The following is an 18,615-nucleotide window of genomic DNA, read 5'->3' on the forward strand; positions in this document are numbered from 1 at the left end:
AAACAGGGCGGCCCGATGCCGATGCAGGATCGGACCGCACGGCTGAAATGCAATAAGTGTGCCGGCTGGAGATGCGCGACAGGGGAGGCTGCTTGGCCGGGGTAGGGTGGCGACGCCGGATCGCCGTCCTCGATGGGCGAGCGGCAGGATTGCCACCGTGGCCGTTGTGCCACATGCAGAACCGGTATGCCGCTCGCGTTGGCGATGCGGCACCGGTCGAGGGAACCAGCGATGCGCTGGCCATGTCGGCCGAACTGCATCGCAAGGTCGGCCGCTGCCCGGCGATCACTGCAGATGGCGGTGCAGCGCGTTCAGATCCAGCAGATCGTCGGCGATGCCGCATGAGGCGATCAGGTGCATGCATTGCTGCAGATCGTAGGTCAGCGCGTCGCGCAACGTGCTCAGCGCCGGTGCTGTGTAGTCCGGTGGCAGCTCGTCCAGCGGGACATCCTGCGACGAGAACGCAAATGGAACTGGCTCTGTGGTCGGCGTTCGGCCAAGCAGCCGATGCAGGAATCCCGCTCGGCCCTCGCTGGTATGCAGACGATTCAGCGAGACCAGGATGATGTCCTGCGCGCAGTAGCGGTCGGCGATGGCGCGCAAGCCGTTGTAGCAGAAACTGCCTTCCAGCATCGACAGGAACGGAAACGCCCGGCGCGATAGCATGAAGCGCATCTCGTAAGCGGCGCGGTCGGCGAATGTCGTTGTGCGCAGGCGCTGCGCCTCGGCAACGAAGTGGCGCTCGACGTGCGGCGCTGAGGCGCGTGGAAAGAACAGTAAGGAGATGTCGCGCAGAACATTCAATGTAGAAGTATCGCTGGGCTCGCCTGCCGGGGTCTTGCTGGAAAAGCAACCCGCATGATGCGTGTATTCCGCGTGTAGTTGCGATGCCGCAGCCCCGCCGAGTGCCGCGATTTTCTTCATCCGGTAGGCGCTCCAGGCGCGCTGTAACGGGTTGCGCAGGCACAATACGATTTTCGTGCGGTGTTGCGGCAAACGCGCGATTGCGTCCGGACTCATTGCATAACTGGCGCTGGCGTCGAGCCAGGGCAGTTCTGCTGGGGGAAGCTGCATGGTTCCGGGCAGCAGATAGGTATGCGGTTCCTTGACTCCCGGCACGCTGAAGCGCGCCAGACCGTTGTCGACCAGCCAGCTGGCCAGCGCGGTGGTACCGCTTTTTTCCATGCCCACGATAAAAACGAAGTCTGGCGTCATTACGGCGATTCTCCTTGAAATTGGCGTAATCCATTCCTCAACCAGGCCGCAATCCGATCGGGGGGCGCCATGCGCGCCTGTCCTAACCTCAACGTAGGATCCGCGCGCCGCCAGGCATCAGCGCATCGTAGAAACAGCGGTCCGGCAGCACGTCCGGCACCGTGCCGGGCAGCAGCCATTCGCAGTGCCGACCGATCTTGGAACCGCTGCGGGTCATGCTGCCGCCGCCCAGCGTGCTGCCCTGGCCGATCTGGGTGTCGCGGCCAAGGTGCACGCCGGCATGCAGGGTGACGCAGGCGCCGATGCGCACGTCCTGTTCGACGATCACCTGCCGTTCCAGCCATGCGCCAGAGCCGATGCTGCTGCCGGCCGCCAGGTTGCAGCCGGGGCCCACATGCACGTTGCCGAGCAGGCGCACGCCTGCATCGATGTGCGCCTGCGGCCACACCAGATCGACGCTGCCGTAGCCGGCCAGGCGCACGTCGGCCAGCAGCTTGTGCCGCGACTGATTGACTGCGCGTTCGTCCATCGCGACGAACACGTTGGTCGCCGACGGCGAATAGCTTGCATGCAGCGCGCCCAGGTCGAAGTTGTAGCGATCGGCCGATTCCAGGGCGATGCTCGCGTGCGCCAGGCTGCAGGCCTGCGCGGTGCGTTGTGCCTGCTCCAAGGCGTGGCCCTGGCCGATCAGTACCAGCGTTTTCATGCCGGCTGCTCCAGCACGTTGGCCCGATACCAGAGATGCTGGCGCACCAGCTCGGTTTCGTAGTCGCCATGCGTGAACGGCAGCGAGTGTGGACCGATCCCGGCCTGCATGCGCTCCAGTAAGGCCGTGTCTTCCGCGATCACCAGCCGCTCGGCCCTGATCAAGCTGCTCAGCAACGCGGTGAAGTCGGTACGTGCGTCCTTGCGGCGGGCGGTCATGACCCATAGGTGATAGTCGGTTTCTCCTGGGGCGACCGGATCGTACTGCTGCAGCAGGAAGTGGTCCCCGCGCACGCAGCAGAAATTCACGTTCGGATAGATGAACCAGTTGTAGTAAGCAGACTCGTCGCCATAACGCTCGCACTGGCTCCGGAACCAGTTGTCCTGGGGCACAAGCGCTCCTTTGGCTGGGAAGCTCAAGCGATGCAAGTGCGCAGGCGCGTGCGTGCTCAGGAGTTGCTCGACATCGGAAGGAACATCGGCAGCGCGCTCGATGTTGGCGGGGGTTCTTTCCGCCTCCGTCATCAGCGGGCCGAACGTCTTTGGGTGAACGAAAGGAACATGGTTGTAGTCCTTCACATTCTCCATGTTGAGCTTCCAGTTGTAGCGCACCCGGTGGCAGCTGTAGGCGATTTGCGAATCCAGATGCGAGGAGGCGGTCGCGATGGTCTCCAGGAACGCCGGCGCAAATTGCTCCTCCAGCGGCAGCGGCTGCTCGGCCATGTTCACGAACAGCAGTTCGCCGACCTGCTGCAGATGCAGCTTGGTCAGGCAGATGCCGGCCTTCTCTTCGGCGGTGAACTGGTACAGCCCGGAATTGGGCAGCCCGCGCAACTCGCCTTCGGCGCCGAACGACCAGGCGTGGTACGGACACACCAACGGGCGCTTGCCGTGCGGCTCGATCTGGATCGCCGACTGCCGGTGCGGACACTGGTTGAGGAAGGCGCGGATGCCGGCCTCGGTGCGCTGCACCAGCACCGGCACCCCGGCCACCTGGCGCGCGAAGAACTGGTTGCGTTCGCGCACCATCGAGGCGAAGCCGACGAAGATCCACAGCTTGCCGAACAGCCGCTGCTGTTCCAGGCGGAGGCTGTGCGGGCTGATGTAGTGCTCGGCGTCGAGGGCGTGGCGGGTCATGCGGCGAGGCATCCTGCGCGTAGGGTCAACGGCTGAAGATGGTACGCGCCGGATTCCCGGCGACGGTGACATTCGGTGGCACGTCCTTGACCACCACGCTGCCGGCGCCGATCACGGCGCCGTCGCCGATGGCGATGCCGGGCAGCACGGTCGAGTGTGGGTGGATCACCACGTCGTCGCCGATGCGGGCGCCGCCGCCTATGAACACGAAGTTGCCGATCTGCACGTAGTCGCCGATCACCACGTCGTGGCCGACGATGGTGGTGGCGAGGATGGTGACGAATTCGCCGATGCGGCTGTCGGCGCCGATCGACACGCCGACCTCGAACAGGCTGCCGCGCCCGATCGGGGTGTCCGAGGCTTCGCGCAGGCGCGGGCGCAGCACCATGAAGTCGGCGCCGCGCGCCAGCAGCGGCTGGCTGTAGCGGCGGCGCGCCGCCGGATCGCCGAGCGCGCACACGAACAGGTCGCCAGGCACCGGCTGGTAAGTATCCGGGTCGCCGAGCAGCGGCCAGCGCAGACCGGGGGCCAGTTCGCTGCGGCTGTCGAGGAAACCCTTGATGTCCCAGGCTTGGCCATGGCCCGGGTCGTCGTTGTAGGCCATTGCTGCGATGCCGCGGCCGAAGCCGCCGGCGCCGACGATCAGCACGTGTTGCGGTGGCGCAGCGCTCATGCGAACTCCACGCCGCCGTCCATGCTGAAGGCCTGGCCGGTGACCTTGCTGCTGGCGTCGGAGAGGAAATACAGGCAGGCCAGGGCCACGTCCTCGGGATCGCCGATGCCCAGCGGATAGCGCTTGCGGCTCTCCTCGAACCAGGCCTTGTCCTCGTTGATCAGGGTCGTCTCGACCAGGCCCGGGCACAGTGCGTTGGCGCGGATCTGGCGCCGCGCCAGTTCCAGCGCCAACGGCCGCAGCATGCCGATCAGCGCCGCCTTTGAGCCGGCGTAGGGGCCGACGCCGACGGTGCCGGTCAGCGCGGCGATCGAGGCGAGGAAGACGATGGAGCCGCCGGGGCGCAGCGCCTGGCGCGCGAGCAGGTGGCGGGTCAGCATCGTCGGCGCGACGTAGTTGATGGTCATCACCTCGGTGAGGAAGCGCTCGCTGACCAGTTTCATCGGCGACAGGCCGCGGATGCCGGCGCTGTGCACCACGCCGTCCAGTGGCCCGCTCTCGGCGGCCAGGCGTTGCACGGTGGCAGCGTCGCAGAGGTCGCCGGCGAACAGGCGGTGACCGTCGCCAGGCAAGCCGTCGAGCAGGGCCTGCAGCCGGGGCAGGTCGCGGCCGGCGACGAGCAACTGCGCACCGGCGCTGGCGCAGGCCTTGGCCACCGCCTCGCCGATGCCCTTGGAGGCGCCGGTCACCAGGATGCGCTTGCCGTGCACGCCGTACAGCGTCTGCAGCAGCGTGGCAGGCGTTTCCGCAACGGACATGGAGGTCTCCGGGCTCATAGGCGGATCGGCAGGGACAGCCCGCCGTCGATGGTCAGGGTGCTGCGGGTGATCCAGCGGCTGGCGTCGGACAGCAGGTAGACGGCACCGTTGGCGACATCGGCCGGGTCGATGCGGCCGAGCGGGGTCAGAGCGATCTTGTCGCCCATGTCCGCCGTGCTGCCCAACTTGCTCAGCATCGGCGTGTCGACATAGCCCGGGGCGATGCAGTTGGCGCGGATGCGGTGCCGGGCCTGTTCCAGGGCGAAGGACCGCACCGCGGCCTCCAGCGCCGCCTTGGAGCCGGCGTAGCCGGCGCTGGCCTGCGGCGCAGCGCGCGCGGTCAGCGCCGAGACGTAGACCAGCGAGGCGCCTTCCTGCAGCCGGCGCTTGGCCAGCAACTGTTGGGTCAGCACGATCGGCGCCAGATAGTTCACCGACAGCATCTGCTGCAGGTGCTTCTCGGCGGCCATCCGGAATGGCACCAGTGCCGCGATGCCGGCGCACGAGGCCAGACCGTGGTAGCGCTCGGCCGCCTCCAACAGCTGCGTGCGGGTCGCGTCCTCGGTGAGGTCGCCGACGACGCTGCGGTGGCCCTCGCCAGGGAGCGCCGCGGCGACCGCCTGCAGACGTTCCGCATCGCGCCCGTTGAGGACCAGCGTCGCGCCCAGGCGCGCGCAGAGCGAGGCGACGGCGGCACCGATGCCCGAAGAGGCGCCGGTCACCAGGATGGTCTTGCCCTGCAGCCCGAAGGCATCGGTGGGTGCGGCAGGCGCCATCGTCAGGACTCGATCAGGTCGGGGAACACCGCGCCGTCGATATCGACCAGGCAGGTGCCCCACGACAGGCCGATGCCGAAGCCGCACAGCAGCACACGCTTGCGGCCGGCTTCCAGCTCCTTGTTGATCCGCGCGGTCATGGTCACCGGCAGCGAGGCGCCGCTGGTGTTGCCGAAATCGTGCAGGGTGGAGGGCACCTTTTCCGGCGGCAGGCCGAGCTTCTTGCGGATGGTCTCGTTGATCATCCGGTTGGCCTGGTGAAACACGAAGTAATCGACCTCGTCCTTGGACACGCCGCTGTAGTCGAGCAGCTTCTGCACCGCCGGCGGCACCCGCTGGGTGGAGAAGCTCAGCACCGCCACGCCGTCCAGTTGCAGGTCCACGCCGCGATGCCAGTGGTCGTTCTCGTCGGCGCGGTACGGAATCAGGTGCTGCACCCCGACCGGCTCGCGGTGGCCGCCGACCGGCAGGATGATCGCGCGGTAGCCGCTGCCATCGCTGTTGAGGTCGAAGTGCATCGGCGCCGCGTCGGCGCTGAACTCCAGCGCGGTGGCGGTGCCGGAGTCGGAGAAGATCGGGTCGTCGAAGGTGGCGCTGCGGTCGCCGACCAGCAGCAGGCCTTTCTTGACCCCACCGGCGGCGATCATCGAGCCGAGCAGGTTGATGCCGAACGGGTAGGCCGAGCAGCCCAGGTTGACGTCGAACGCGACGGTGGCGTGCGACAGGCCCAGGCGGTCCTGCAGGATGATCGCCGTGGCCGGGATCGGGTAGTCCGGCGACTGGGTGACCACGATCAGCGCATCGACCTCCTCGCGCTGCCACTGCAGGCGCTCCAGCAGCACCTGCGCCGCGTCGAAGGCCATGTCGGAAAAGCACTGCCAGTCCGCGGCCATGCGCCGGGTCTGGATGCCGATGTTGCGCACCAGCCGCTCGCGCTCGGAGCGGATCTGCGGCCGGCAATCGGTGAGATTGGAGACGACGCGCTTGGGTACGCAGGTCGCCATGCCGGCAAAGCGGACGTTGCGCAGCGTGGAGGTCGGCATGTTATGCCCCGGTCAGTTTGTACAGATCGCCGAGGGTCACCACCGCGGCCAGGTGCTCGCCGGTGATGGTCTTGCCGTACTCCATGTCGAACATCACGATCACGCCCAGCGCGGCCAGCGAATCCCATTCCGGCAGTTCGCGCAGCACCGTATCCATGGTCACCTCAACCGGATTCTGAAAATCGGTCGCGGACAGGAAATTCTCGATAAACGTCTCTTGGCTCATGCTGCAGGTTCCACGGGTTGGGCGAAGGAGGGAGAGGCGAGGGTGCGACGGGAATCGGACGCGGGCATGACGCCGCCCGCCGCGGCGATCAGGTCGACGATGGCGTCCACCTGCGCGGCCTCCAGTCCGGGAAAGATCGGCAGGCACAGTACGCGGTCGGCCATCTGCCGCGCCACCGGCAGGCCGGCCGGGGCGGACGAGGGCAGGCCGCGGTACATCGGGAAATCGCTGATCAGCGGGTAGAAATAGCGGCGCACCAGGATGTCGTGGCTGCGCAGCAGCCGGTGCAGCTCGTCGCGCGCCAGCGGGAAGGCGTCCTCGACCAGGATCGGGAACGAGGCGTAGTTGGACAGTGCCGGTTCCCGCGGCGCCAGGCAGCGGATCCCCGGCACCTGCGCCAGGCGATGCCGGTACTGCGCATCGATCGCCCCGCGCTGCGCCAGTGCGGCATCGATGTGCTGCAGTTGCAGCAGCCCGAAGGCGGCGTTGATCTCGCTCATCTTGCCGTTGATGCCGGTCGCCACCACGGTGGTCTCGTCGACGAAGCCGAAGTTCTTCAGCCGGCTGATGCGCTGGTAGGTCTTGGCGTCGGGGCAGACGATGGCGCCGCCCTCGAAGGTGTTGAACACCTTGGTGGCGTGGAAGCTGAGCACGCTGAGGTCGCCATGGCGCAGGATCGAGCCGCCTTCGTCCTTGACCCCGAACGCGTGCGCGGCGTCGTAGATGACCTTGAGGTTGTAGGTGTCGGCAATGCGCTCGATCGCGGCAGTATCGCAAGGCGTGCCGTAGCAGTGCACCGGCATGATCGCGGTGGTGTGCGGGGTGATCGCCGCCTCGATCTTCAGCGGATCCAGGTTCATGGTCTGCGGATCGATGTCCACGAACACCGGCTTGATGCCGCGCCACAGCAGCGAGTGCGCGGTGGCCACGAACGAGTACGGGGTGGTGATCACCTCGCCGGTGATGCGCAGCGCCTGCAGCGCCGTCAGCAACGCCAGGGTGCCGTTGGTCAGCAGCGCCAGGTGGTTCACGCCCAGGTACTCGGCCAGTGCCTTCTCCAGCGCGCGGTGCATGTCGCCGCCGTTGGTCAGGATGCGGCTGCGCCAGATCTGCTCCAGGTAGGGGACGAACGCCTCCAGGGGCGGCAGCAGCGGACTGGTGACGGGGATGGACATGGGACCTGCCTGGCGACGGGTGGAAGTCCCCGGTGCGGAACGCCCGCCCGGTGCTGTGGAAACGTGAAGCAAGCCACATGCCAAAGGTGCCTGTCCACTGTCGGCGCGTTCGACCGGGATGCAATGCAGACGAAGGGTGGCGTGATCGCCGCGGGCGCGCAGCGCAGCAGCCCCAGCGCGGGTCCGGTCTCAAGGGTAGGCAGAGGGGAGATGGCATCCGGCGGCACAACGGGCGCGCCGGGTGCCGTCGCACCCGGCGCCGTGCGCCGACTCAGCTCGCCAGTTCGGTCTGGTCGCGGTCGATGCCGTATTTGCGCAGCTTCTCGACCAGGGTGGTGCGCCGCAGGCCCAGCAACTGTGCCGCATGCGCGACCACGCCCTGGGTGCGCTCCAGCGCCTCGTTGATCAGCGCCAGCTCGATGTTGGCCATGTGCCCGCGCAGGTCCAGGCCGCTTTCCGGCAGCGTCGCTGCAGCCGGGGCCGCCGCATCGGCGTCCGCGCCGCCGGTCTTGCCGCCGGCGTGCAGGTCCACCACGTTGGGCACCCGCCGCGGATCGGCCGCGATCGGCGCCGGCGGCGCCGACACGTCGATGGATGAGGCGAAGTCGCCGCGGTAGCGGGCCGGCAGGTCCTGCACCCGCACCAGGCCGCCCGGATGCAGCACCGCCAGGCGTTCGACCAGGTTGGTCAGTTCGCGTACGTTGCCCGGCCACTCGTAGCTGCGCAGCGCCTGCAGCGCCTCTTCGGAGAAGCGCACTTCGCCGCGCCCGGTCCGCGCCAGCTGCGCGGCGATGGTGTGGACCAGCGCCGGCAGGTCGTCGCTGCGTTCGCGCAGCGCCGGCATCTCGATCGGGAACACGTTGAGCCGGTAGAACAGGTCCTCGCGGAACTGGTTGCCGGCGATGCGTTCTTCCAGGTTGCGGTGGGTGGCGGCGATCACCCGCACGTTGCAGCGGATGGTGACGTTGCCGCCGACCCGCTCGAAGCTGCGCTCCTGCAGCACCCGCAACAGCTTGACCTGCATCGGCAGGCTCATGTCGCCGATTTCGTCGAGCAGCAGGGTGCCGCCCTCGGCCATCTCGAAACGGCCCTTGCGCGCGCTCAGCGCACCGGTGAACGAGCCCTTCTCGTGGCCGAACAGCTCGCTCTCCAGCAGGTCCGGCGGGATCGCGCCGCAGTTGATCGCCACGAACGGGCCATCGCGGCGCGGCGACTGCTGGTGGATCGCGCGCGCCACCACTTCCTTGCCGGTGCCGGACTCGCCCAGCACCAGCACGGTGGTGTCGAAGGCCGCAACCTGGTCGATCAGCCGGCGCAGGCGGGTCACCGCCGAGCTGGTGCCGGTCGGGCCGTTGTCCTGCGCGGCGCCCGCCTGATGCTCGGCGTCCAGCCGCTTGAGGCTGGCGCGGCGAAGCAGGGTTTCCAGTTGCGCGTGGCGCAGCGGCGCTTCCAGCTGCCACACGTTGGCTTCGTGCAGGCCATGGCGCTGCGCGAAGGCCTGCGCGTCGCCGTTGAGCAGCAGCACCGGTGGCGGCAGCGAACTGCGCGCCACCCAGCCGAAGAAGGCATCGGCCTGGTCCTGGTCGTCCAGTCCGCCCACCAGGATCGCCATCCATTCGGTCTGCCGGTGCCGGCCGGGCTGGACGTCGGCCACGTCGGTCACCCAACGCGGGTTGAGGTCCATGAATTCGAGCAGGCTCACGGTCCGCTCGGCGCGCACCGCGTCGTCGTCGATCACCAGGATCCGCGATTCGCTCATGCCGGCACTCCTTCCGTGCGAAGTCCCTCCAGGATCGGCATCACTTCCTGGATGTAGGACAGCTTGCTGACGAAGTTGTCGGCACCGGCGCGCATGGCGTGCTCGCGGTGCTCGGCGTCGTCGAAATGGCTGGCGATCACGATGTAGGGCGCCTGGTCCTGGGTTTTGATCAGGCGGGTGGCCTGCAGGCCGCCCATCTCGGGCATGGCCAGATCCATCAGCACCACCTGCGGGCGCAGCGACTCGGAGCGCTCGATGGCTTCCAGGCCATTGGCGGCGCTGCCGATCACTTCCATCCAGTCGAGCTTGCGGAAGTGGCGCATGGCGGCGTTGATGAAACCTTCGTGGTCGTCGACCAGAAGCACGGACAGTTTGTTCATATGCGTCGTTTTTCCTTAGCCCGCACGGGCCAGCAGCGTTTTGCTGCCGCGGCGGCGTTCGCGTGCGGGAGCGATGTCCAATTGTTCACGATACTTGGCGACTGTGCGCCTTGCCACGTTTACGCCCTGTCGCGACAGCAGCCCGGCGATGGCCTCGTCGGCCAGCGGCCGCCCGGCCGGCTCGGATTCGATCAGGCGCCGCACCATCGCGCGCACGGCCTGCCCGGAGACCGCCGCGCCCTCCAGGCGCACGGCGAAGAAGTGCTTGAGCTCGAAGGTGCCGCGCGGGGTCTGCAGGTACTTGCCGGTGGTGATGCGCGAGACCGTGGATTCGTGCATGCCGATCGCATCGGCCACTTCCTTCAGGGTCAGCGGCGCCATCGCTTCCTCGCCCTTGACCAGGAACGCGGCCTGGCGCTCGACGATGGCGCGGGTGGTGCGCAGCAGGGTCTCGTATCGCATCGACAGGCCGCGGGTCAGCCAGCGCGCTTCCTGCAGCATTTCGCGCAGCGGCTGCGCGGCGTCGCCGGCTTCGGCCAGGGCGCGCTCGTGCATCGGGTTGACGGTGACGCGGTGGGTGGTGGCCGGGTTCAGCGCCACCCGCCAGGTGCCGTCGGCATGCCAGGCCACCACGTCCGGCAGCACGTGGCCCAGGTCCTGCGGCTGCAGGCTGTCGCCGGGGCGGGGCTGCAGCGACAGGATCAGCCGCACCGCCTCGCGCACGTCGTCGGTTTCGGCGTCGAGCTGGCGGCCCAGCAGGGCGTAGTCGTGGCTGGCGAGCAGGTCGAGGTCGCCGGCGAGAATGCGCGCGGCCAGATGGCGGCCGGGCACGCGGCCGGGCAGGTCGCTCAGCTGCGCCTGCAGGCACTCGCGCAGGTCGCAGGCGCCCAGGCCGCCCGGGTCGCCATGCAGCAGGCGCTGGCGGACGGCTTCGGCCTGCGCCACCGACAGGCCCAGTCGGGCGCTGGCCAGTTGTTGCAGGGTGTCGAGCGGGCCGTCCAGGTAGCCGGCATCGTCGCAGTGCTCCAGCCAGAACGCGGCCGCCTCCAATTCTGCCGCCGGCAGTTCCAGCGCCAGCCGCTGCAGCACGCGCAGGTGCGGATCGGTGGACTCGCCGGCGGCGATGCGCTGCATGCGGTCGTCTTCGCCGTCGTTCCAGCCGGCGGCCGGGATGTCCCACATCGAGGATTCGGGAAGTTCGTCGAATGCCGCGGTTTCCAGCGCCGCATCCTCGTGCTTCACTACCGGCTCGATCGCGCCCTCGGGCTCTTTTAGCTCGAGCAACGGATTGGTCTCCAGTGCGCGGCGGATTTCCAGTTCCAGTTGCATCCCGTCGAGCTGCAGCAGTCGGATCGACTGCAGCAGTTGCGGCGTCAGATGCAGTTGCTGGCCCAGTTGGGCGGAAACGGTCGGCTTCATGCGGACTTCCTCGGTTCGGCGCCAACCCTCTGGCGCCCGTGGAACGCATAGTGCTTGTCGCCCGACGGTAACAGAATCGGGGGGTTCCTGAGTAGAGTAGTCAAATTCCCGACAGAGTGTCAGGAATTTCCCGACATCTGCGTCGTGGGCGCCGGACAGTCGACGGCGGATTGCCTGATGCGGCGGGGTTCGGCGGGATCGTCACGCCTGCTGACCGGTTAAGGCAAGCGCTATGCCAATCTTCCGTGTCGGGATGCCGTCCTCAATTCAGCTCAGCTCGCCCTGGTGGCGTGCGGCCAGCAGGACCAGATCGTTGGCGCGGCGGCAGCCCAGCGACTCCATCATCCGTGCGCGGTGGGTCTCGACGGTCTTGACGCTGATGCCCAGGTCCGAGGCGATTTCCTTGTTGCTCTGGCCCCGGCCGATCTGGCGCAGGATCTCGCGCTGCCGCGGCGACAGCGCGGCGATGCCCACCGGGCGCTCGCGGCCGAGCATCGGCGCGATCATCTTGGAGGAGATCTGCGGACTCAGGAACACCTGGTTGGCGCTGGCCGCACGCAGCGCCAGCTCCAGCTCCAGCGGCGCGGCGTCCTTGACCACGAAGCCGGTGGCGCCGCGGTCCAGCGCATCGCGCACATGCACCGGGTCGTCGTGCATCGACATCATCACCACCCGGGTCTTGGGCGAGCTGTGCAGCACGTCGGTGAGTGCGTCCAGGCCGCTGCGCCCCGGCAGGGACAGGTCCATCAGCACCAGGTCGGGGCGGTGCAGGGTGGTCAGGTCCACCGCCTGCTGGGCGTTGCTGGCCTCGGCGACCACGTCGACGTCCGCAAACGTCTGCAGCAGCCGGCTCAGGCCGGCGCGTACCAGGGTGTGATCGTCGACGATGATGACTCGCACGGTGCAGGTCCTTCTATTCAGATCCGCACCTTAGCCGAGCCGCTCGCCGCCGCCAACCTCGTCGCAGCGGCCGGTGCCCGCGGGGCGGGCTCAGCGCGCCCGCCGGCTGTCGGCGATCTGCCGGCGGTGCAGCCGGAACAGGTGGCGTTCCAGGGCCTCTTCCAGCCCCGGCGGCTGTGTCTCGAACCGTAGCCAAAGTTGCACGACCCCGGCCGTGGTGGCCTCGGCCAGCACCCGAACCGGCAGTTCCAGGTGGTCCGGCAGCCAGTCCGAGGGCTGCAGGCGCAGCAGGCCGGCGGCGCCGGGCGCGGCGCCCGAGCGCGCGCCCAGGTCCAGCCGCACGCCCCGGCGCGACCAGCACAGCGGCCGCAACGGCAGGGCATCCTCGTGCTGGCGGGCCAACCGGCCCAGCAGCACCAGCATCAGGTCGAGTTTGGCCTCCATCCGCTGCGTCTGCGCGGTGGCTTCGCTGCGGTCGTCGCTGCCGTCTTCGCCGCGCAGATCCTCGATCTGCGCCAGGCTGCGCAACAGCGCCTCGCCGGCAGCCAGCCGGCCGGCGCCGTTGCCCAGGCGGAAATCCGCCGGCAGCGCCAGCGCGCAACTGAGGGTGTCGTGGAACAGTTCGGCGTCGGCCGGATGCTGCGCCGCGCCATCCGGGCCGGTGTTCATCCCAGCAGTCCGGCCTGCGAATAGCTCCGCGCGGCATGGCTGGCCTGGCGGCTGGCGCGCAGCCAGGCCGCAGCGTGGTCGCGCTCCATGCGCATCTGCGCGGTCACCGCCTGCTGCAAGGCGAGCAGTGGCTTCAGCGCCTCGCGCGAGCGGTCGGCGCCTTCCTGCTGCAGATACGCCTGCAGGCGCCGCGCATGGTCGGTGACCATGGCCTGGGCCAGCGCGTAATCCTCGCCGCGCAGGATCTCGCGCAGTTCGTGCAGGTCGTTGTGCAGGTCGGCGAGCGCGATGCTCACGACGCGTTCGCCGTTGCCAGTTCGCGCTGCTGCGCGGGAATGGCGGCCCAGGCCGCGTCGATCTCGCTGAGCAGCTCCAGTGCCTCGGTCAGCGCCGCGTCGTCGTTGTGCAGGTTGGCTTCGGTCAGCCGGTGCATCACGTAGTCGTACAGCGCCGACAGGTTGCCGGCGATCTCGCCGCCGGCCTCGTGATCGAGCGAGCCGTTGAGATGGCCGACGATCGCGCAGGCCTCGCCGATCGCCTTGCCCTTGCGCGCCTGGTCGCCCTGCGCCAGGCAGGCCTGGGCCTGGCGGATGCGCTGGCAGGCACCGGCGAACAGCATGGCGACCAGCTTGTGCGGATCGGCATCGGTGACGCTGGTGGAAATGCCCATCTTGCGATATTGCTCAGCGTACTGGCGGCTGGAACCGTACATGGAAAACTCCTCGGGTGGATGTGCGGGGCCTGGCGCCTTGCCGGTTGGCGGTGACGCCGGGCGGTTGTTGCCGCAGATCCACAATGACTGTCGATACTCTTTATATCGGCCGCGACGCGCTTCGACTTGAGCCGCGACCACGCGTGCGTCAGCTGAACTGCTTGGTCAAGTTGTCGCTCGTTGTCTGCATCTGCGTCACCAGCGTTTCCATCGCCGTGAAGCGGGCGGTGTACTGGTCGGTCAGTGTCTGCATGCGCGCGTCCAGATCGCTGAGCTGGTCGGTCAGGTCGGAGATGTGCTTGTTGAGCGCATCGGTCCGCTGGGTCAGCGTGCCGCTGGTGCTGTCCAGGTTGCTCTTCAGCAGCGTGGTCATCCCGGCGCCGAAGCTGCCGGCGCTGCCGAGCATGGTCTTGGCGGCCGACGGATCGGTGGCCACGGCGGTGTCGAACTTGCTGCTGTCCAGGCTCATCACCCCATTCTTGTCGATGGTGACACCCAGCGCCATCAGCCCGCTGACGTTGTCGCTGACCAGCCGTCGCAGCGACTGCTGCAGGCCTCGCACCATGGCATCGCCAGTCATCGGCGAGGCCTTCTTGTTGGTGGCGTCGTAGGCGCTGGACGACTTGAGCACGCTGTTGGCGGAGTTGTAGGCGCTGACCAGGGCGGTCAGGTTGGCCTTCAGCGGGGTGTTGTCGTTGGTGATGTTGAGATTGAAGGTGGTGCCGGCAACGGCCTTGGTGAGGTTGATGGCCACGCCAGGCACCAGGTCGGCGATGGTGTTGCTGCTGGAGGTGCGCGTGAAGCCGTCCACCTTCACCACCGCGTCGTCGGCGGCGATGGTCTGGGTCAGGCCGCCGCTGCTGCCGGCAGGGTAGGTGAGGTTGGCCAGGCCGCCGTCGCCCCCGGAGGCGGTGATGGTCAGGGCGCCCTTGGTGCCCGAGTCCACCGCGTTGAGGACGAGATGGTCGCCATCGTCGGCGCTGACCACGCTGGCGGTGACGCCGGCGCCGTTGGCGGCCTTGTTGATGAAGGCGGCCACGTCGCTGAGCTTGCTGCCCGTATCGATGTTGACGTTGAGCGTGGTGCTGCCGTAAGCGATGGTCAGGGTGCCGCTGCCGACCACGGCGCCGCTGGCGTAGCCCGACGAGGTCAGCTTCTGCGACTGCGCCAGCTTCACAACTTCGATGCCGTACTTGCCGGCGCTGGCGCTGGAGGTCACAGTGGCGGTGTAGCCGGCGCCATCGTCCACGCTCGACTTGTAGGCACCGCTGTCGGCGCTGTCGGAGACCGTGCTCATGGCCGTCTGCAGGTTGGACAACGCGCTCTTGATCGTGCTCAGGGCCGACAACTGCGCGCTGGACGCGGTGCCGTCGCGGTTGATCCGGTCTTCCTGCGGCTGGCGTTCCTTCGCCACCAGTTTGGCGACGAAGGTGGGGATGTCCAGGCCTGAGCCGATCGACGTGGTGGACATGATCGCGTTCCTTGAGGTGGCGGGCGCGCGACGCGCCAGCGGCTGAGGGGAGTATCGGCGCGCGGGCCCGCTTCTTGAGCGCCGCCCGCGCGTCGCTGCGGCCCGCAATGCGATGCAAATCCTGTGCCGCTTCCGCCCGCGTCAAAAAAAAGACCCCTCCTTGCGGAGGGGTCTGGTGGCGCTTGCGTTGCGTTGGCGCTTAGCCCTGGAGCAGGCTCAGCACGCTCTGCGGGGCCTGCTTGGCCTGGGCGAGCATGGCGGTGCCGGCCTGCTGCAGGATCTGCGTGCGGGTCAGCTCGGCGGTTTCCTTGGCGTAGTCGGTATCGCGGATGCGGCTGCGCGAGGCCGACAGGTTCTCCGAGGTGGAGCTCAGGTTGGCGATGGTGGAAGTGAAGCGGTTCTGGATCGCACCCATGTCGGCACGCGAGGAGTTCACCGAGGTCAGCGCGTTGTCGATGATGCTCAGCGCCTTCTGCGCGCCCTGGAAGGTGGAGATGTCCACGTCGGCCAGGTAGTTGGTGGTGCCGGCGGTGGCAGCGGCGCTGGCGGCGATGCCGGCGTTGCTGAAGGTGACGCCAGTGGCACCGGTGGCGCTGCCCGCGGTGAACGAGAAGTCCTGGCCGCCCTTGACCGATTCCAGCTTCAGCGCGCCGCTGGTGCTGTCGACCGAGGCGTACACGCCGGTCTGGGCCAGCTTGTCGTTGATCGCCGAGGCGATCTTCTTGGAGATGTCGCTGCCGGCGTCGCCGACGGCCACCGAGACCGAGGCGATGGTGACGCCGTTGACGACCATGCCGGAGAAGCTGCCGCTGGCGGTGGCGGTGCCGGAGGCCAGTGCGGCCGAGCCGGTCTGGGTGGCGGCGAAGCCGGCCTTGCCCAGCGAGGCGGCGCTGGCGTTGACGATGCTGTTGATGCCGATGGTCTGGCCAGCGTCGGCGCCGACCTGGAACAGGGCGCCGGAGAACGAGCCGTCCAGCAGCTTGGTGCCGTTGAAGTTGGTCTGGCTGGAGACGCGGTCGATTTCCGAGGCCAGCTGCTTGACTTCCGAATTCAGCGCGCCGCGGTCGGTGCTGGAGTTGGTGGCGTTGGCCGACTGCACTGCCAGTTCGCGGATACGCTGCAGGTTGTTGCCGATTTCGACCATCGCGCCTTCGGCGGTCTGCGCCAGCGAGATGCCGTCGTTGGCGTTGCGCGAAGCCACGTCCAGACCACGGATCTGGGTGGTGAAGCGCTCGGAGATCGCCAGGCCGGCGGCGTCGTCCTTGGCGCTGTTGATGCGCAGGCCCGAGGACAGACGCTGGATCGTCGTCGCCAGGCTGGCGCTGGTGGTATTGAGGTTGCGCTGAGCGTTCAGCGACATTACGTTGGTATTGATTACCTGTGCCATTTTGATATCTCCTCTAAGCGATTTGTCCGGCAACCCGTTGGTGCCTGGAGCCTCCGCAGGGGGCCATCAATTGGCCATTGCCGCTGCTGGTATAAGTAACGGCAGCCGGTGCGCAACCTTTAGGGATTTACTGCCGAAAATTTGGCGTTTGGGCGATTTGCGTGACACCAAAAACGCGGCGAAAGGCTTGTTTCGGCCGCGCTCTGTCAAACTTTAGGCTTCATGCCCAAGTCGGAGAAAGGGCGGCCCGAATCGTGCAGGGAGCGATGTGCTCGATGCTCTCGATGGTGTGTCGCGTCGACGACGCGAACGCTTGACCTGCCGGTACGCAGCGCATCGCGACGCGACGGCTTGGCCATCTCTCCCTCTCCCTCTCCGATCGCCTTCCCGCCATCCTTGGCGATGAAGTAGAAGGAGTGTCGGTCGTCCGGCGATGTGGGCAATGTCGGCGCGCTGTCAGGTCGTGTGCTGCGCTGACGACACATGACAGGCGGTCTTGGAGCGCCGCCACGGTCATCGCCGACGCTGACCGCCATCCAATCCATTGCTCAAGGGGCGCGCGACAGTCCGGCGGTCGGTGGCCGTGGCCGTTTCCCGTCGATCCCGCACAACGGGTCGCATGCACCGGGATCATCGCGGGTAGCATGACCACGCCGTCTGCTGGCCGCCGCTCTACAAGGCAGCGCAGCTCTGGCCTTCGGCGTCGAGGACCGGCAACGCGCGGAGATGGCGCTTCCTCCGAGATGCGACGGCCCGTGGCGGGAACAGGGAACAAAAAAGGCCCCTCCTTGCGGAGGGGCCTCGGTGGTGCGATGCGGCTGGCGACGCTTAGCCCTGGAGCAGGCTCAGCACGCTCTGCGGGGCCTGCTTGGCCTGGGCCAGCATCGCGGTGCCGGCCTGCTGCAGGATCTGCGTGCGGGTCAGCTCGGCGGTTTCCTTGGCGTAGTCGGTATCGCGGATGCGGCTGCGCGAGGCCGACAGGTTCTCCGAGGTGGAGCTCAGGTTGGCGATGGTGGAGGTGAAGCGATTCTGGATCGCACCCATGTCGGCGCGCGAGGAGTTCACCGAGGTCAGCGCGTTGTCGATGATGCTCAGCGCCTTCTGCGCGCCCTGGAAGGTGGAGATGTCCACGTCGGCCAGGTAGTTGGTGGTGCCGGCGGTGGCAGCGGCGCTGGCGGCGATGCCGGCGTTGCTGAAGGTGATGCCGGTGGCGCCGGTGGCCGAGCCCGCCGTAAAGGAGAAGTCCTGGCCGCCCTTGACCGATTCCAGCTTCAGCGCGCCGCTGGTGCTGTCGACCGAGGCGTACACGCCGGTCTGGGCCAGCTTGTCGTTGATCGCCGAGGCGATCTTCTTGGAGATGTCGCTGCCGACGTCGCCGACGGCCACCGAGACCGAGGCGATGGTGACGCCGTTGACGACCATACCGGAGAAGCTGCCGCTGGCGGTGGCGGTACCGGAGGCCAGGGCGGCCGAGCCGGTCTGGGTGGCGGCGAAGCCGGCCTTGCCCAGCGAGGCGGCGCTGGCGTTGACGATGCTGTTGATGCCGATGGTCTGGCCAGCGTCGGCGCCGACCTGGAACAGGGCGCCGGAGAACGAGCCGTCCAGCAGCTTGGTGCCGTTGAAGTTGGTCTGGCTGGAGACGCGGTCGATTTCCGAGGCCAGCTGCTTGACTTCCGAGTTCAGCGCGCCGCGGTCGGTGCTGGAGTTGGTCGCATTGGCCGACTGCACGGCCAGTTCGCGGATACGCTGCAGGTTGTTGCCGATTTCGACCATCGCGCCTTCGGCGGTCTGCGCCAGCGAGATGCCGTCGTTGGCGTTGCGCGAGGCCACGTCCAGACCACGGATCTGGGTGGTGAAGCGCTCGGAGATCGCCAGGCCGGCGGCGTCGTCCTTGGCGCTGTTGATGCGCAGGCCCGAGGACAGGCGCTGGATCGTCGTGGCCAGGCTGGTGCTGGTGGTGTTGAGGTTGCGCTGAGCGTTCAGCGACATTACGTTGGTATTGATGACCTGTGCCATTTTGATATCTCCTCTAAGCGATTTGTCCGGCAACCGGTTGGTGCCTGGAGTCTCCGCAGGGGGCCATCAATTTGGCCAGTGCGGCTGGTGATATAAGTAACGGCGACAGGCGCGCAACCTTTAGCGATTTACTGCAGAAAATTTGCCGTTCCGGCGATGCGCAAAACACCTGGAAACACCGCGGTGAGCCTTTC

General features: G+C 67.7%; 19 protein-coding genes. All 19 read right to left on the reverse strand.

Translation table 11 applies throughout. From position 1 onward, the window contains the following. Positions 1-285 precede the first annotated feature (285 nt). Positions 286-1,215: a hypothetical protein gene (locus AC1G9L_RS10710; RefSeq protein WP_481068995.1), complete on the reverse strand. Its 930-nt coding sequence runs from the start codon at positions 1,213-1,215 to the stop codon at positions 286-288. An 88-nt stretch (positions 1,216-1,303) separates the two neighbouring features. Continuing rightward, complete coding sequence (locus tag AC1G9L_RS10715) at positions 1,304-1,921, reverse strand: acetyltransferase (RefSeq protein ID WP_019801398.1); 618 nt, start codon at positions 1,919-1,921, stop codon at positions 1,304-1,306. Beyond that, positions 1,918-3,057 carry an SRPBCC family protein gene (locus AC1G9L_RS10720; protein WP_019801397.1) on the reverse strand — a complete coding sequence of 380 codons (1,140 nt, stop codon included), beginning with the start codon at positions 3,055-3,057 and terminating at the stop codon, positions 1,918-1,920. The genes AC1G9L_RS10715 and AC1G9L_RS10720 overlap by 4 nt, the downstream gene beginning before the upstream one ends. Before the next feature lie 25 nt (positions 3,058-3,082). Continuing rightward, on the reverse strand, positions 3,083-3,730 hold the full coding sequence (locus AC1G9L_RS10725) for an acetyltransferase (RefSeq protein ID WP_481068997.1): 648 nt from the start codon (positions 3,728-3,730) through the stop codon (positions 3,083-3,085). Continuing rightward, entirely contained in the window at positions 3,727-4,488 is a 762-nt protein-coding gene (locus AC1G9L_RS10730; RefSeq protein ID WP_481068999.1) for an SDR family NAD(P)-dependent oxidoreductase, read from the reverse strand. Before AC1G9L_RS10730 ends, AC1G9L_RS10725 begins: the two co-directional genes overlap by 4 nt. A gap of 14 nt (positions 4,489-4,502) precedes the next feature. Then, positions 4,503-5,264: an SDR family NAD(P)-dependent oxidoreductase gene (locus AC1G9L_RS10735; RefSeq protein ID WP_019801393.1), complete on the reverse strand. Its 762-nt coding sequence runs from the start codon at positions 5,262-5,264 to the stop codon at positions 4,503-4,505. A 2-nt stretch (positions 5,265-5,266) separates the two neighbouring features. Continuing rightward, entirely contained in the window at positions 5,267-6,307 is a 1,041-nt protein-coding gene (locus AC1G9L_RS10740; protein ID WP_019801392.1) for a 3-oxoacyl-[acyl-carrier-protein] synthase III C-terminal domain-containing protein, read from the reverse strand. A gap of 1 nt (position 6,308) precedes the next feature. After that, positions 6,309-6,533: an acyl carrier protein gene (locus AC1G9L_RS10745; RefSeq protein ID WP_019801391.1), complete on the reverse strand. Its 225-nt coding sequence runs from the start codon at positions 6,531-6,533 to the stop codon at positions 6,309-6,311. Further along, the gene (locus tag AC1G9L_RS10750) at positions 6,530-7,708 is read right to left on the reverse strand and encodes a DegT/DnrJ/EryC1/StrS family aminotransferase (protein ID WP_019801390.1); all 1,179 of its coding nucleotides are present in this window, start codon (positions 7,706-7,708) and stop codon (positions 6,530-6,532) included. Before AC1G9L_RS10750 ends, AC1G9L_RS10745 begins: the two co-directional genes overlap by 4 nt. Before the next feature lie 271 nt (positions 7,709-7,979). After that, complete coding sequence (locus AC1G9L_RS10755) at positions 7,980-9,467, reverse strand: sigma 54-interacting transcriptional regulator (RefSeq protein WP_019801389.1); 1,488 nt, start codon at positions 9,465-9,467, stop codon at positions 7,980-7,982. Continuing rightward, entirely contained in the window at positions 9,464-9,847 is a 384-nt protein-coding gene (locus AC1G9L_RS10760) for a response regulator (protein WP_010341669.1), read from the reverse strand. Before AC1G9L_RS10760 ends, AC1G9L_RS10755 begins: the two co-directional genes overlap by 4 nt. 15 nt (positions 9,848-9,862) lie before the next feature. After that, positions 9,863-11,266 (reverse strand): RNA polymerase factor sigma-54, encoded by a 1,404-nt coding sequence (rpoN, locus tag AC1G9L_RS10765; RefSeq protein ID WP_481069001.1) that lies wholly within the window; start codon positions 11,264-11,266, stop codon positions 9,863-9,865. Positions 11,267-11,533: 267 nt separating this feature from the next. Beyond that, positions 11,534-12,166 (reverse strand): response regulator, encoded by a 633-nt coding sequence (locus AC1G9L_RS10770; RefSeq protein WP_010341671.1) that lies wholly within the window; start codon positions 12,164-12,166, stop codon positions 11,534-11,536. 90 nt (positions 12,167-12,256) lie between these two features. Further along, positions 12,257-12,835, reverse strand: coding sequence for a PilZ domain-containing protein (locus AC1G9L_RS10775; RefSeq protein ID WP_481069003.1), 579 nt, complete (start codon positions 12,833-12,835; stop codon positions 12,257-12,259). Then, positions 12,832-13,131: a hypothetical protein gene (locus AC1G9L_RS10780; RefSeq protein WP_019801745.1), complete on the reverse strand. Its 300-nt coding sequence runs from the start codon at positions 13,129-13,131 to the stop codon at positions 12,832-12,834. Before AC1G9L_RS10780 ends, AC1G9L_RS10775 begins: the two co-directional genes overlap by 4 nt. Continuing rightward, a complete protein-coding gene (fliS, locus tag AC1G9L_RS10785; protein WP_010341674.1) occupies positions 13,128-13,547 on the reverse strand; it encodes a flagellar export chaperone FliS in 420 nt (139 codons plus the stop codon). Before fliS ends, AC1G9L_RS10780 begins: the two co-directional genes overlap by 4 nt. A 148-nt stretch (positions 13,548-13,695) precedes the next feature. Continuing rightward, a complete protein-coding gene (fliD, locus tag AC1G9L_RS10790) occupies positions 13,696-15,018 on the reverse strand; it encodes a flagellar filament capping protein FliD (RefSeq protein WP_019801746.1) in 1,323 nt (440 codons plus the stop codon). Positions 15,019-15,217: 199 nt separating this feature from the next. Continuing rightward, positions 15,218-16,405: a flagellin gene (locus AC1G9L_RS10795; protein ID WP_371182205.1), complete on the reverse strand. Its 1,188-nt coding sequence runs from the start codon at positions 16,403-16,405 to the stop codon at positions 15,218-15,220. Positions 16,406-17,233: 828 nt separating this feature from the next. Next, positions 17,234-18,421 carry a flagellin gene (locus AC1G9L_RS10800; RefSeq protein ID WP_481069006.1) on the reverse strand — a complete coding sequence of 396 codons (1,188 nt, stop codon included), beginning with the start codon at positions 18,419-18,421 and terminating at the stop codon, positions 17,234-17,236. Between the last annotated feature and the right edge of the window lie 194 nt (positions 18,422-18,615).

The sequence above is a fragment of the Xanthomonas sp. NCPPB 1132 genome (genome assembly GCF_056629235.1).